The following is a 13,665-nucleotide window of genomic DNA, read 5'->3' as shown; positions in this document are numbered from 1 at the left end:
CTATCATATTCGCAAGAAATCCTACCTTCTTCATGAATTCAGAGCAGTATTGTCGGTCTTTTCAAAAGCCAGCATGACCCAATTGGTCTTTTCGCAGCGTTGCACGAGATGGAGTCCGGCAGCGGTGTAGTGCGCGGTGACCTTTTCCTCGTCAAAGTCATAAAATCCACTCATGGCGATGATTCCACCGGGCGAAAGTGCATTGACATAATGGTCACGGTCGGCCAACAATACATTTCGGTTGATGTTGGCTAAGATAATCTGGTAACGTCTATCCGGAATCGCCGAGGCGTCTCCCAGCAGGATTTCCAGATCGGCGATGTTGTTCAATCCGGCATTTTCGCGGGTATTTTCCTCGCACCACGGATCAAAGTCGATGCAGGTGACATGCGCCGCACCCAACTGATGGGCGAGAATTCCCAAAACGCCGGTTCCACAGCCCATGTCGAGCACATCCTTCCCCGCGAAATCGAGCCGGCTGCATTCCTCGAGCATCAGCCAAGTGGTCGCATGGTGCCCGGTCCCGAAGGCCATCTTAGGTGCCACAAGCAAATGGTACTTGACATTGGGATCAGGTGCGCGATGCGGCGGATGCACTTCGCAGAAGTCGCCTACGGTCACGCTGTGGAAATTCGCCTCCCACTCCGCGTTCCAATCCTTCGCTTCGATCCTTTCCACGGTCTTGGAAAAACGAAGCTCAGGAAAAAAGTCCTGAATCGCTTGATCGAATGCTGCGCTGTCATAGTCGCTCTCCATGATGAAGGCTTTCAACACCGAAGGTGTTTCTTCAAACGCATAGTAGCCGATCTCGGAAAGTACGGCCACCACTTGGTCAAAATCCTCCTTGGGGATATCGAGATTGAGCTGAATCGAAGCTTCTACAACCATCGTTATTTGCAGCCGGAAAGGCTCTGGAATTCGGTATAATAAATCGAGAAATCAGCCCGCACCTTCACGTCTACGAATGCAACGGAAAAATCGGCGAAAGCTTTTGTATCGGTGAAGTGCCATCGGCCAGGTTTGTCGGCAAATCCACGCACGGGTTCTTTGTAAACCCTCAAATCGGCAAAATTTTCAATATCCTCCACAAAAACACGGTAGGTGGCAAAGCCCTCGACCTCCTCCACAAACACCGCACCTTGCAGTTGACAGGGATCCACAGCCGCCACCGGCCGTCCATGATTCGACGAACCGACAATAGCCCAACAGGCCATCAACAAAAGTGGCAGGATATTCATTCTTCTTCCTTTCAGCTACAAATATAAGGCCAAGGCCTGCGCCCATGCGGCCAAGAAACCCACAGTTGAGCCGCCACTGAATGTGGATAAGTAAGTGAAAAGTGAAAAACTAAAAGTGAAAAGTCGCAACGCAAACAAGCGGTGGACGACTACTTACTTTTCACTTTTCACTTTTCACTCTAAAGTTGAGTTGGTAGAAGTGAAAATCTCCGTTGGGGAGGTCGATTTTGAAGCCTTGAACTTCGCCTTTCGGGCCCAATTCGAAGGAAACCAAGGCAAATGGAAGGTAGGGATCATTGAATTGCACTTTCCAGGTATCGTAATGGAAGTGCTCCATGGTGCCCGTAAACAGCTCTTTTGTGGGCAACATGGTGAATTTCAGGCCTGCTCCCAACTGCTCGATTTTGACGTCGCCGTAGGTTTTGTCAAAATAGGTGCCCGCATAGGCGGCCAATCCGAGCGAAGGTTGCGTATTGGGGACGCGGCTACCCTCACGCATGGCGGTTTCCGTCTTTTGTCCGGCTTCACCTTGGTCCGCAAAGGCCTTGAAAGTCTTGTCCCATTCCTGACCATTTCCGCCGAAATAATGATCGAGCACCTTGAAGCGGATGGCGTCGTTCACCAATCCGTCGTTGCCGTTGTTGAGGACAATCAATCCCAAGCCGGCTTCCGGTACGATCATCACCTTCGAAATGTAGCCCGGCATGCCGCCGTTGTGCTCGATGACCTTCTTCCCCGAATAATCGAACAAGCTCCAACCCAGTGCATAACTGCGAAAATGGATACCCCAGCCCTGCCAAGTTGGACTCACGCCCAACATGGTTTGCCCCGACGTCAATGCCCGCATCGTACCCGGGCTCAGGATTTGTTTGCCGTTCCATTTGCCGCCGTCGAGCCACATGCGCACCCAATGGGTCAAATCGTCGACGCTGCTGTAAATACTTGCAGCGGGTTTGCCGCCTTCGTAGTTGTAAATCGGCTGCACTTTGCCTTCGAGGTGGCCGCGCGCAACGGGTGCATTCGAGGGCAATTCATCATTGCTCGGGTAGGTGGCGTTCATTTCCAAAGGCTTGAAAAAGCGTTCAGTAACGAACTCTGACCAAGTTTTGCCGGTGATTTTTTTGATGACCAGTCCAGCCACCGTGTAAAGGTTGTTTTGGTAGCCAAATTCGGCGCGGAATTCTTGCCGGATGGGCAGATGCCGGATATGGGCGACAATTTCCTCGTCGGTGTAATTGGTGCCGTACCAGAGGAGGTCGCCGTCAAACGTGCCGAGGCCACTGCGGTGGCAAAGCAGGTCGCGGATGGTCATTTGCGCGGTGATATAAGGATCAGCCATCTGAAAATCAGGCAAATGGTCGCGGACTTTGTCTTCCCAGCGAAGTTTGCCTTCCTCGACGAGTAAGCCGATTGCAGCTGCAGTGAAAGCTTTGCTGCAAGAGGCGATGTTGTAAAGGGAGCCGCTTGCGGCGGGCGTATTGGACTCGGTATTGGCACTGCCGAAGCCTTTGGCCATGACCACTTGCCCGTCTTTGACAATCGCGACACTCAACCCGGTCGTTTTGAAGGTATTAAAGCTGCTCTCCACCAATTGCTGAAGTTGGGTAGAAGCGTCAGCAACGGTCTTTTTCTTCTGGGCGGTGGCATTGGCAGGCAAAACCAGGACCCAAGCCAAAAGGCAAGCGGCAAAAAACGAAGGGAACAAACGTCTATTCATCGGAATATTTTTGGAATGCGAAAATTACATCATCGTTGTGGGATGGGCAAATGCTTGGAATTCCATAAATCATGACTCTCGGGAAGTTTCGACCGTTCAGCCAACCGTGGATAGGTTGCACTCAAAAAACTGAACCCGTGAGCGTTTACGAATTCGTCAGAAGCCGAGCTAAAAATATCAGGGAAGCTTAATCTGCTCCAAATTGCTCTTTCTGGACCACCATTTTAACAATAGTCGATAAACTGTTCCAAGAACTGCGGACAGGAGAACTACGTAAGCGACCATCGCAAACGATAATCTAAGCCACTCTTCGGGCCGATTCACAAGACGTCTGTAAAGCCTTCCGTCGGTATCTCCCAATAAAGCGAAAACCGGAAAAATGAGGATTGGAATGCAGTAAAAAAGGAGGAAAAAAGCACCAAACGCTGGCCATAGGCCAGCCCCAAAATGTAAAATTCGACGCCCAGCCATACGTCCCGTAATCCAAGCAGTTCCGAAAAATATCACAAATGATAACAAAAATGCCACCCATCGACCTTTAAGGAATTGGGCTAAAGGGGTTACAAAAACCTTCAATAAAGGACTAGTATTTTTTTCATTGCTTGGTTGATCTGCAAATTCTATTCCGATAAATATCCACCAAATCAGGATCAGAAGTAGAACTACAAATACCATCATGGTCACCGAACCCAGTCGCTGCGCTGTTTTCAATCGCTGCGCATTCTCAACTTCGGTTCCAGTAATCATCGTTGTGGACATATTCCTGATGGTGTCGACGCTCCGGTATCCGTCAGTGTTTTCTGCAACTTCGACCGAATCCTTTGCCGCACGACCAATCCCGAAACAATTCCAGTGGCAATGCCTGGCAGGAGGTACAGTGCCGTGAAAAGTGACAAAATCAGGGTTCCATCGTACCAAAAATCCTTTGCGAGTTCATCATCCAGCATGCAGGCGATGAAACACATGCAAATCGAGGCAAAAACCGATAGAATGATTGCAGTGATCAAGCCCACCCAACCGTAGCGCAACTTTTTGAGGCCGATTTTTCTTCCCGCCCAACGCCCCATCCCAAAGGAGGGCCCAATCAGCAGTACCGCGGTTGATCCCAGCGCGATCAACAACGCCGACTCTGATTTCAATTCCGTCCATAAGCCGTTCCAAGTCAGGTCCTCGCCATAGAAACTCGCGGTAATGTAAACGTAGTTTCGGGTAAGTATTCCGAGTGAAATCAGCAGGGTCGACAATCCTTGGAAGAATCCGCCGATGGCAAAAACTGTTCCCCCCAACCTCCGGAAACTGGCCATTTTTGCCTCGGTGACGACATTTTCAATGGGTGGTTGCAACTGGAATTCCGTCATTTTTCAGATTGGATTTCCTGCGTTCTTTTGAATTCCATCGCTGCCAGCTTCTGCCGCGTGACAAATCCGGCGAGAATGCCGGTGATCACAGCAGGAAACAAAAACATTGCCGTGTAGCCCAGGAATACAATGATCCCCTCGTCCCATAGCCTATTGTTGATGTCTTCCCAAGTGCGGTGACTGAGGATGTTTTCGATGCCGAATAAGGTGATCGCAGCTGCGAGGGACGGTCCCAGCATGGCAAAAAGGCCAGCTCTTGCATAGGGAACTTGCTTTTGCATGATACGCCTTGCAGCATTCCGACCGGATAGCCAAGCTCCAAAGCAAAAGACGAATCCGGCAGCAAAAAGGGCAGTTCCAAATGGTAGGGCCATCCAGTACCAAAAATGGACTTCAAAGTAGACAGTTCCGTCCTCCAAGGAGCTGCTTGTGGAATTTTGTGGATCCCCGCGATCCAACTGCAGGGAATTCATGGCTTCCTCAATCTGGCGAAAACGCTGATACTGATAGAAATAGAAGCCAGCTACCAACAAAATCATCGCCAACAATTGAATGACAGCCGCCACCCAAAACACCCTTCCGCCGACATGTTTTACCTGCCGTTCGTCATTGGAAACCCGAATGTCTTGAATAGTTTCCATGTCCTTCGTTCAATCAATTGCTTTCCAATCCTTCGGATCATTGCTGCCGCTTTCTTTGCGCAATTCGTCTTCCTTGCCCCGTATCTTTTGCCGGATCACCAAACCAGCCAAAATGCTCGTGAGAATTCCGGGCAGATAATACATCAACGAAAATAAGAAAACCGGAAGCAGAAAATCAGCTGAAAATGAATGCACTGCCCAAGAAAAATAAATCGGCCTAAGCTCCAGCGCCACCAAAACAAAGACCAATCCAGCGAGGATTGCCGGAACTACGGCCGCAATGAATCCCACCCAAGCAATGCTGCGTTTTCGAATCCCAATCGCTTTTCCTGCCCAGCGTCCAAAAGGTAAGCCACTGATCGCCGAAACAAGCCCTCCACTGCCGATCACCATTAACAAGGGACCAATTTCCAAAATTGAAAGCCTCCAAAATTCAAATGTTCCCATTTGAAAAGAACCCCGCCAGCCGATTTGAAATGAGCAACGACAATGAAATCGTCAAAAAGAAGGTGATCGCCGTCGTTTGTGCGAGGCCAATCCACAAAAATGCCTTGCCCCCGAAGCGGCGCGCATAAGGCAATAAGGCTGCCGTGCGCTGCTGTATTTCATCAGATTGGGCTTGGGGAGTGGTCATTCTTGCTGTTGTTGATGGGCCATTTCCCGTTCAAAATCCTCGGTTTTACCTCTCATTTTTTGCCGGATTACCAAACCTCCCAGCAAACTTGTGACGATCCCGGGAAGGTAAAATCCTAACGCAAAGAGAACTGTTGGGATCACGAAATCCTCCAAAAAACTGCCTATCCCGTAATGATTAATAGCTGAACGATAAGCGAAAGCAGCAAGAGTAATTGTTAGACCGCCAACCAATGTCGGAAAGAACGCAGCAACCGGCCCCACCCAGACGAAACGATATTTGCGAATTCCAATCATTTTTCCAGCCCAGTGGCCAGCAGGCATGGAGGCTACGGCCAAGGCGAGACCTCCAAGTCCAATTGCAACCCAAAGAACTAGTTGATCACCCAATTCAGTCTTCCAGTCCTCAAATGACCAAACATCACCACGAAATTGCGCACGACTGTAAGACGTGTATGAGAATATTCCCAGACAAAAGAGGTAAACAGCAATTGTCTGAATCGCAGCTCCAAGAACAAAAACCCTGAGGCCGACCCTTCGCGATGCTGCGTCCAAATCGGCTGATAGCTGATTGTTGTCGGCCGTGATTTTCCTTGTATCCATCCTCATGTGCGTTGATGAATGTCCAAATCCCAGTCTTGACGCAATTCCAAACGTCGTTGCTCAGCCAAAGCCAAACCTTTCTGCCGCACGGCCAATCCGGCAAGCATGCCTACGATCACCCCCGGGACGAAGTAAAACATGGCCGCCGGTAGAAAGACCTCGGCCAATTCGCCGAAATCCAAAATCAACGCTAGCCTACCCTGAGCTTGAAGAAAGCCGGCGAGTCCGATCAAAGTTCCCAAAATCGAAGGGAAAATCGCCAACAATGCCGCCACCTGAAACAGTGAATTGCCCCTTTCCAAAAGTCGAGCCGGCGCTGCGTCCGCTAACCTGCGAAGGGTCAAACTATAAACGAAACTACCAATGGTAAATCCAATAAATAGCTCGGGAAAGTTGTTGACACGCAGATATTCCACCAAGGACATTCCCGCAGCCCCCGTCCAACCATCGACAAGGGTAAATTCGAATTGAAAATATAAAAACAAGGCCCAGTTGACGCTCATCGAGAGCCATTGCAACACGCTTCCCCAGAAAAAAGTACGAACAGCGGTTTGACGTAACTCCTTGCGATCGCGTTCAACTTTTTGGCTTTCGGTCAGGTTGTCCATGGTTCAATTTACCATTTCCGGCCCATCCAAGTACGCAAATCGAGCACAATTTTTGCTTTTACATCCGCGACCGCGTCTGCAGGTGTAAGTCCAGCGAGCATACGTGCGCGGGCAGCTGCGCAGGCGCCTTCCGCGAGGCCCACGGCCGCAGGATCGCGCTTGATCAAGATGCCTTGCATCAACCGCCAAGCTGCCAAGGCTCCCCAGAAAAACGGTTTCGCTTGCAATTCCGTGTGAAACGGTTCGGCATACCATTCCTCAGGCAGCGGCTTTTCCAGTTCCATGATCCGGATGGCCTTCTCCTCGCTCGGAATGTTGACCCAATAGTTGCCGTAGTTCACGGCCTCGGCAGGCGACAAAACGAGGCTATGCGCAGCGGAATTGGGAATCGGATCCTGACCGACGGCACCCAAGGCAGCGTCCCATTCGGTGGCAAGCACGCGGCATACGGCAATTCCAGCCCGAACGGTCGTTTCCCGTCCCCAAAAACGCATTCCCCAGATCCAAGCTTCAAAATCTGTCAATTCCGTCGAAATGGCATACAAACTCGGCGTAAATCCTTCATATTCATCGGCCCCCGTAAACTCAAAATAGCGCTTCAATTGCGTCTTTTCGGGCACATGCAATGGCCGATGCTCCATCGAGGAGGGGAAAAAATCACGTTCGGGCGAAGGGCGGACATCCATGCAAACGCAAAATAACTGAAAAGTTAGCAAGTAGCAGTTAGCGGTTAGCAGTTTGCGCTTCGCAGTGAGCAATTTCAAGATTGTAAACTGCTAACCGCTCCTTGCCAACTGCCAATTCTCCAGCGAAAACTGCTAACCGCTCCTTGCCAACTGCTAACTCACCAGCGAAAACTGCTAACTGCTCCTTGCTAACTGCTAACTACTATCTTAGCCAGATGTATGTCGCGCGCAACTTGGAAGATGCTTTGCAGGCTCCGTTGGAGACCGGCGAACTTTTCCTCTCCGGGAGGGGTTTGACCGATTTCCCCACGGAGATTTTCCAGTTGGTCAATCTCAAAGTTTTGGACCTGAGCCAGAACCTCTTGCGGCAATTGCCGGCGCAGATTGGCTACCTTTCGCAGTTGCAGACCCTCAACTTGCGCAACAACCAATTGCGCCAAATCCCAGCAGAAATCGGGCAGCTGTTGCACCTTCAACGGCTCGACCTTGACGAAAACCAACTTGCTGAGCTCCCGCAGGAACTCACTGAATGTCAGTCGCTCCGCACGTTGCGACTCAACGACAACAGCTTCCGTCATTGGCCGGCAAATGCCCTGCATCCGCAATTGGAGAACCTCACGCTCGGCCTCAATCAGCTTCTGGAAGTGCCTGAATCCATCCGCCATCTCACGCGGCTGAAATACTTGGATTTGCGCAGCAACCGCCTGCAACATTTGCCCGTCGCCTTGGCGCTGCTCGACGAATTGGAGCAAATCCAGTTGAAGGGCAATCCCTTACATTTGACGGTCAATGCGTCGGATCCGGAAGGGCTTTTAGAGCGATTTTTCCGCGAAATGAAGCTCGCCAAGACGGGGCGAAAACCTTCCAAATACACCCAACAAACGCGGCGCTGTTGGTTGCAGTTGCTCCAAGGCGATCCCGAAGTCATTGAATCTTATGGCATTGCAGAATGCACCGCCGCCTTGGACAGTCCGATGGCGATGGTGCGGGAGGCTGCGAAGGCCTTTTTGCCACAAATCCTGCCTTCACCAATTCCCAAAACCGGCCCGAATTCGATCCTGCTCGCCGGCCAATTTCCAGCAATTCAGAAGGCCGAGAGCGAAAGGGCCATGCAATCCGCTGGATTTACGGTCGTAAAGCGTTTGACCGACGGTGCCACCATCGTGCTGCTCGGCGAAAGGCCAGGTGCCATTCTGCCCCAAGCCCTCGAAAAAGGTAATCCGATCGGGTTTGAAGGCCATTTGGAAACTTGGTTGGCCGCTGCAAAAGGTGAGTTTTTGAACGCCGCGCCGGCCGCGAATCCCATGCTGGAAAACCTCGGGCGGCTTATTCGCAGCTACAAAAAAGAGAATATCGAGATTGCTTTGATGCTGATGTCCAAGGCGGGTGTTCCAGCGAATCTGCTCACCGACTTGCTCGCCATCCGGCTCTTTCATTCCGAGGCGGATGTTCGTGAAAAGGCTTCAACTGCATTCTCGGAATTGGCTGACCGTCAGCTCAAGGCATTTGTGGAAAGGCAATTGGCGCAGAATTACAAGGCTGACGAATTTTATGATGTGCAGGCACTCGTGGCGGCTTTGATTCGCAATCCGTCGTTGGATGCCGCGACGTTGGTGAAGGCTGCCATGGATTTGAAAGGCGCCGGGACGTCCTTGATTTTGCTTGCTCCGGAATCCGAGCGCCCGAATTTGCTGCAAAACAGCCTCAAAGACGGGCAATTGAACCTCGCGGGGATTGGCCTCTCCGAATTTCCGGCAAGCCTTTTTGAGATTCAAGGACTCCGTTATTTGATGCTTTCGCGGAATCAACTGAGCCAATTGCCCGCGGATCTTTCCGCATTTGCAGACCTCGAAATGCTGGACCTGGCTGAAAATCAACTAACAAGTCTCCCCAACGCGATCGGCAATTTGAAAAAACTGACCGGACTTGACCTTTCTCAAAACCGCCTCAAACACCTCCCCGACGCGATCGGCGAAATGACGCAACTTGAAGCCCTTCGCTTGGACCGCAATCCGCTGCAAAGCCTCCCTTCTACCCTTCCCAAACTCCAAAACCTCGAAATGCTGGGTCTTTTCGGCTGTAAATTCGGGGAATTGGCAGCGGTAATTTGGGAAATGCAGCACTTAAAAGCCTTGGATTTGGGAGAGAATAATTTGGAGGTTTTGCCGACGCACCTCGTCGGTTTTCAGCAACTTGAAAGTCTGGGCCTGCGCGACAATCCGCTGCCCGTCCTGCCGGAATGGATTGGAAAGCTGCCTGCCTTGCGGTTTTTGGACCTTTCGTATGTGCAGGCGCGAGAGCTGCCGACGAGTTTGAACGGTCATGCGCGCTTGGAGCGCATCTATTTGTTGCGCGAGGATTCCATGGATTGGGAACAGGTCCTGCCGATTCTCGCCGGGATGCCACGCTTGCGGCATGTGTACCTGCGCGGCCGCAAAATCGTGCGGCAGATGCAATTGCACATCGAGGCGCAACTGCCGAAGGCACGCGTGCTTTTCAACTAGCCAAATTTTCAATATTGCAGGAGCCGAATCGTTCTCTGAGCCCCATTCCTCGTTCTAACTTTCAAAAAATAGAGGCCGGCCGAAAGCTCGGGAAAATCGAGTGCAATGTCCGTTTGATCTCCAATTGCGACGATTTTCCTGCAAATGGGTTTTTGTTGCGCATCCGACAACTCCCATTCCAATTGACCTTCAAATTCGTGTGCACGCAGGTTCAAATGCCCACCCTCTGGAATCGGGTTGGGAAAACAGGTCCATTCGACATCTTCTGAAACCGGATCGGTATTGGCAAAGGAATGCGAGACCTCCTCGGTTTCGGGTAAAATCACGGGAAGCAGGCAGGGCATGAAATTCGGCAAACCAAGACCACAGGTGCGGCCCGCGAGATTCACGGAGTTATTGACAAACCCGCAACCGACGCCGACGGTATTGGGATTGTCGATCGAGGCCAGAAAGGCCTGATAGGCAAGGCAAACGTAGATTTTCCCGTCTGGGCCGGTTTGCAGATTGGCTTTGACATTGGCTCCCGTCGAGATCACGGTATTGGAGGAAACGATGAGGGCTGGCGAACCAGCAGCGAGGTTAAACTGCTGAATCGTACTCCCATTGTATTGGGTGACGTACAAAACGAGACTGTTGGGTGAAAATTCGATGCCGTAGGCATTGGAAAATGTCCCGTTGTTCAGCGTCAGCGAATTGCTCACCAGACCCGTGGTACGGTTAAAATCGTACAATTCCGTCGTCACCCCGCCAGAGCCGCCGAGGGCATAACCCAGTTTGGTTCCATCGGGAGAGGCTTTCAGCGCGCCATACCGATTGCCACCTGAAAAAACCGATCCCACAGCCGAAATCACGGGAACGGCAGCAAGTCCAGTGGCTGTGAGCAAATACGAATGAAATTCATTGGTGAACATGTCATGAATCACGATCCAATAATCGGTGCCGTTGGCGTGGCAAACTGCCGTCAAAGATTCGCGGGTATTGCCATAAATCAATTGGTTTTTGGTGGTGACATCGCCTAACCCCGCCGCCAAACTCATGTCCACAATCGAATAATGCGCGCCATTCCCACCATCCGTCCAATTGCGCATCGTAAAAACATAGTACAGGTTGGCACTCCCGGGCTGCCGGACGATCACGGCGGATTGACAGGAAATGCTGCTCCCAAACAAGCCCGAGCCGTTGAGCATGGCGACATGATTGGCATTCCAAACCGTATTGCCGTTGGTGTAAAACAGCAAATTGCCGCCCGGACCTGCGATGGAGGCCGATCCTTCACTCGAGCCCATCACACTGTTGGTGAGCGCTACCGGGGTCCCACTCATGAAGTCAACACCTGCAACACTCCCAAAATACCATTTTGTGGTTTCATTTTGCGACCACGCTGCAAAGCAGGTCAACGACAAAAGCATCCAGCAAAAGATGTACTTTCTCATTCCATCAAGCCGATTGGGGCAAAGGTAAAATCAATGAATCCGCTTGACCGATCGGGATGCCGGCAGCTGAGTAAATATACCGTTTTAGCCGCATCTTTGCAGGCATCATGAAAAAGATCTTCATCACCGGCGCCAGCGGATTTGTGGGCGGAGCAATCGCGAAACGCCTTGCGCCCGACCATTGGGTGCTTGCCATGGCCCGTTCTGCTCAAGCGTTTGAAAAGGTCAAGGCCTTGGGTGTAAGACCCGTTTCCTGCGGATTGGATACCATCGAGGCTGGGGCACTCCAGGAATTTGACACGGTCATCCACTGCGCAGCCTACGTCGAACCTTGGGGAAAATTCAAGGATTTTTACGAGGTCAATGTCGAAGGGACACGAAGGTTGTTGGAGGCTGCAAGGAAGGCGGGCGTGAAACGGTTCATTCACATCGGGACGGAAGCTGCGCTATTCAAGGGCCAAGACATGATGGACATCGACGAATCGTATCCCTACCCCGACCATAGCCCCTATCCCTACAGCGAAACCAAAAAACAAGCAGAGCAATTGGTGCTACGGGCGAATGTTCCCGGCGAATTTGAAACGATTTCCATCCGGCCGAGGCTCGTTTGGGGGCCGGGCGATGAAACGATCCTGCCCAATTTGTTGGAAATGATCGACAAAGGCCGGTTCCGCTGGATCGACGGCGGCAATTACCTCACGAGCACCTGCTACATCGACAATCTGGTGGATGCCGTCGTCATGGCTTTGGACAAAGGCAACGGTGGCGAAGCCTATTTTGTCACCGATGCGACCGATAGCACCATGCGCGAATTCTTGACGGACCTCGTTGGAACTGCGGGTCGGAAGCCTTCGAACCAAAGTGTTCCTAGTTGGATCCTGAGGCCCGTTGCATGGATATTCGAAGCGATTTACAAGCTGTTTCGCATCCGCAAGAAACCACCGGTTACCCGATTTTCCGCTGCGATTATGTCGGCACATTGCACGATTCGGAGTGACAAAGCAAGAGAGGAACTGGGATACATTCCCAACGTTTCCGTGGAAGAAGGCATGCGCAGGCTGAAGGAGAAAAAATAGCGGCGCACCGACCCTTTTCAGGTTTAGCACGCCGCATTTTCCCATCCATTCGGAGTACAAATCCAGCTGGAAACCAAAGTCACAATTCTAGTTTCCAGAATGAAAATGGTCGCGCAGTTCGCTTTCGGAATTCAGCATCGCGCATTTCCTTGCATTCGCCCCAAGACCGCGAGAGAAAGGTTGGGGCATAATTGACCTGCTCGAAGCAAAATCGTTTTGGCAACTCTTGATAGATCGATTTTGGAGGCCGCGACTCAAACCAAATATCCTTGAGCCTTGCCCCGCATTCGTCGGTATGCATGTACACCATGCTCAATCCCAAGGTATTGCGCACGAATTCCAAGACCGCACTCAGCATGGCTTCCGACCAAATTTTTTCGAGTGGTTGTACCACGGTTTCGTAGTATTCCTCCAATCGCCAACCATTTCTTGAGGTGCCTTTGGTGATATGCCAGTCGTAAAACCGGCCTCCGCCTCTGATCGAATGCCCAGTCAATAGGCTGTTGGCATTGCGCAACCAGTCGTTTTGAATTTCCTCAATCAGCACTTCGCCCGTATCCCAGTCGAGATCCAACCTTGCCCAGGCAAGATTGTGGCTGTCTTCGAAACGCATGTGATTGCGCCCCTCCAACCGTTCGATGGCACTTTCCAGGCCCAACTTATGAACTGTTTTGTCGTGATCCTTCTGAAAATCCAAGCGCAGGACAAGGCTTTTTCCTTTGCGGGAAACCTGTCCCCACCAACCGTCGTCCCAGCCCCATTGGCCCAGGGTTTGTCTAAAACACCATCCATCTAATGCGCTTACCGACAACAAATTAGATGCTGTCAAAATCGAGTGGCGCGCACAATGTTGTTTGAGAATGTCCTTCTGCAGCAACCCGGCAATGCGGCTTCTTTTGAGCTCTCCGACCTTTTTCCCCTCCCCCACTTCCCAAGCAGCCACGAGCAGGGCATACTTGTCTTTAAAATATTGATATTCGGGCATTTCGCTCCCAAAAAGCGAAATGATCCCTTCCAATTCTGCGGATGTCATTGTCTGAAAAAATATAAAATGATGTTTGCAGTGCCCACGTAGCGGGTACCGGTTCAAAAAATCCATTCGATTGAATGCTTGCCCCAGGTTTTGTCAGTACCACAACGGGGCAATCAGGCTTTCAGCGCGCCTTGC

General features: G+C 51.3%; 15 protein-coding genes. 2 read left to right on the top strand and 13 right to left on the bottom strand.

Features of this window, described 5'->3' with window-relative positions; all coding sequences use genetic code 11:
• Window positions 1-30: 30 nt before the first annotated feature.
• From prmA to IPN95_11175, 11 genes are all read right to left on the bottom strand, one after another.
• A complete protein-coding gene (gene prmA / locus IPN95_11225) occupies window positions 31-888 on the bottom strand; it encodes a 50S ribosomal protein L11 methyltransferase (protein ID MBK9449952.1) in 858 nt (285 codons plus the stop codon).
• 2 nt (window positions 889-890) lie between these two features.
• Window positions 891-1,238, bottom strand: a complete 348-nt coding sequence (locus IPN95_11220) for a hypothetical protein (GenBank protein MBK9449951.1) — start codon at window positions 1,236-1,238, stop codon at window positions 891-893.
• Window positions 1,239-1,398: 160 nt separating this feature from the next.
• A complete protein-coding gene (locus IPN95_11215) occupies window positions 1,399-2,955 on the bottom strand; it encodes a serine hydrolase (protein MBK9449950.1) in 1,557 nt (518 codons plus the stop codon).
• A gap of 177 nt (window positions 2,956-3,132) precedes the next feature.
• Window positions 3,133-3,702 carry a hypothetical protein gene (locus IPN95_11210; protein MBK9449949.1) on the bottom strand — a complete coding sequence of 190 codons (570 nt, stop codon included), beginning with the start codon at window positions 3,700-3,702 and terminating at the stop codon, window positions 3,133-3,135.
• Window positions 3,699-4,313, bottom strand: a complete 615-nt coding sequence (locus tag IPN95_11205) for a hypothetical protein (GenBank protein ID MBK9449948.1) — start codon at window positions 4,311-4,313, stop codon at window positions 3,699-3,701. The genes IPN95_11210 and IPN95_11205 overlap by 4 nt, the downstream gene beginning before the upstream one ends.
• On the bottom strand, window positions 4,310-4,954 hold the full coding sequence (locus IPN95_11200; protein MBK9449947.1) for a hypothetical protein: 645 nt from the start codon (window positions 4,952-4,954) through the stop codon (window positions 4,310-4,312). The genes IPN95_11205 and IPN95_11200 overlap by 4 nt, the downstream gene beginning before the upstream one ends.
• Window positions 4,955-4,963: 9 nt before the next feature.
• Window positions 4,964-5,368, bottom strand: a complete 405-nt coding sequence (locus IPN95_11195) for a hypothetical protein (protein MBK9449946.1) — start codon at window positions 5,366-5,368, stop codon at window positions 4,964-4,966.
• A 19-nt stretch (window positions 5,369-5,387) separates the two neighbouring features.
• Window positions 5,388-5,588 (bottom strand): hypothetical protein, encoded by a 201-nt coding sequence (locus IPN95_11190; GenBank protein ID MBK9449945.1) that lies wholly within the window; start codon window positions 5,586-5,588, stop codon window positions 5,388-5,390.
• On the bottom strand, window positions 5,585-6,190 hold the full coding sequence (locus tag IPN95_11185) for a hypothetical protein (GenBank protein MBK9449944.1): 606 nt from the start codon (window positions 6,188-6,190) through the stop codon (window positions 5,585-5,587). The genes IPN95_11190 and IPN95_11185 overlap by 4 nt, the downstream gene beginning before the upstream one ends.
• A 2-nt stretch (window positions 6,191-6,192) precedes the next feature.
• Window positions 6,193-6,798 carry a hypothetical protein gene (locus tag IPN95_11180; GenBank protein ID MBK9449943.1) on the bottom strand — a complete coding sequence of 202 codons (606 nt, stop codon included), beginning with the start codon at window positions 6,796-6,798 and terminating at the stop codon, window positions 6,193-6,195.
• 8 nt (window positions 6,799-6,806) lie between these two features.
• Entirely contained in the window at window positions 6,807-7,484 is a 678-nt protein-coding gene (locus IPN95_11175; protein ID MBK9449942.1) for a hypothetical protein, read from the bottom strand.
• Window positions 7,485-7,699: 215 nt separating this feature from the next.
• Here IPN95_11175 and IPN95_11170 point away from each other — a divergent pair, with 215 nt between their 5' ends.
• Window positions 7,700-9,988 carry a leucine-rich repeat domain-containing protein gene (locus tag IPN95_11170; GenBank protein ID MBK9449941.1) on the top strand — a complete coding sequence of 763 codons (2,289 nt, stop codon included), beginning with the start codon at window positions 7,700-7,702 and terminating at the stop codon, window positions 9,986-9,988.
• 8 nt (window positions 9,989-9,996) lie between these two features.
• Here IPN95_11170 and IPN95_11165 read toward each other — a convergent pair whose 3' ends face one another.
• Entirely contained in the window at window positions 9,997-11,421 is a 1,425-nt protein-coding gene (locus IPN95_11165) for a T9SS type A sorting domain-containing protein (GenBank protein ID MBK9449940.1), read from the bottom strand.
• Between the two features lie 107 nt (window positions 11,422-11,528).
• On the opposite strand from IPN95_11165, the gene IPN95_11160 reads away from it, so the two are divergent.
• Window positions 11,529-12,497, top strand: coding sequence for an NAD-dependent epimerase/dehydratase family protein (locus IPN95_11160; protein MBK9449939.1), 969 nt, complete (start codon window positions 11,529-11,531; stop codon window positions 12,495-12,497).
• 79 nt (window positions 12,498-12,576) lie between these two features.
• Here IPN95_11160 and IPN95_11155 read toward each other — a convergent pair whose 3' ends face one another.
• On the bottom strand, window positions 12,577-13,530 hold the full coding sequence (locus IPN95_11155; protein ID MBK9449938.1) for a hypothetical protein: 954 nt from the start codon (window positions 13,528-13,530) through the stop codon (window positions 12,577-12,579).
• Window positions 13,531-13,665 lie beyond the last annotated feature (135 nt).

This window comes from Bacteroidota bacterium, assembly GCA_016718825.1.
GTDB lineage: Bacteria > Bacteroidota > Bacteroidia > J057 > JADKCL01 > JADKCL01.
This window is presented reverse-complemented; position numbering and strand designations above follow the sequence as displayed.

Excerpts from the sequence above, each read along its gene's own strand:
- prmA (MBK9449952.1), bottom strand. The coding sequence starts at position 888 with ATGGTTGTAGAAGCTTCGATTCAGCTCAATCTCGATATCCCCAAGGAG.
- IPN95_11220 (MBK9449951.1), bottom strand. The coding sequence starts at position 1,238 with ATGAATATCCTGCCACTTTTGTTGATGGCCTGTTGGGCTATTGTCGGT.
- IPN95_11215 (MBK9449950.1), bottom strand. The coding sequence starts at position 2,955 with ATGAATAGACGTTTGTTCCCTTCGTTTTTTGCCGCTTGCCTTTTGGCT.
- IPN95_11210 (MBK9449949.1), bottom strand. The coding sequence starts at position 3,702 with ATGATTACTGGAACCGAAGTTGAGAATGCGCAGCGATTGAAAACAGCG.
- IPN95_11205 (MBK9449948.1), bottom strand. The coding sequence starts at position 4,313 with ATGACGGAATTCCAGTTGCAACCACCCATTGAAAATGTCGTCACCGAG.
- IPN95_11200 (MBK9449947.1), bottom strand. The coding sequence starts at position 4,954 with ATGGAAACTATTCAAGACATTCGGGTTTCCAATGACGAACGGCAGGTA.
- IPN95_11190 (MBK9449945.1), bottom strand. The coding sequence starts at position 5,588 with ATGACCACTCCCCAAGCCCAATCTGATGAAATACAGCAGCGCACGGCA.
- IPN95_11185 (MBK9449944.1), bottom strand. The coding sequence starts at position 6,190 with ATGGATACAAGGAAAATCACGGCCGACAACAATCAGCTATCAGCCGAT.
- IPN95_11180 (MBK9449943.1), bottom strand. The coding sequence starts at position 6,798 with ATGGACAACCTGACCGAAAGCCAAAAAGTTGAACGCGATCGCAAGGAG.
- IPN95_11175 (MBK9449942.1), bottom strand. The coding sequence starts at position 7,484 with ATGGATGTCCGCCCTTCGCCCGAACGTGATTTTTTCCCCTCCTCGATG.
- IPN95_11170 (MBK9449941.1), top strand. The coding sequence starts at position 7,700 with ATGTATGTCGCGCGCAACTTGGAAGATGCTTTGCAGGCTCCGTTGGAG.
- IPN95_11165 (MBK9449940.1), bottom strand. The coding sequence starts at position 11,421 with ATGAGAAAGTACATCTTTTGCTGGATGCTTTTGTCGTTGACCTGCTTT.
- IPN95_11160 (MBK9449939.1), top strand. The coding sequence starts at position 11,529 with ATGAAAAAGATCTTCATCACCGGCGCCAGCGGATTTGTGGGCGGAGCA.
- IPN95_11155 (MBK9449938.1), bottom strand. The coding sequence starts at position 13,530 with ATGACATCCGCAGAATTGGAAGGGATCATTTCGCTTTTTGGGAGCGAA.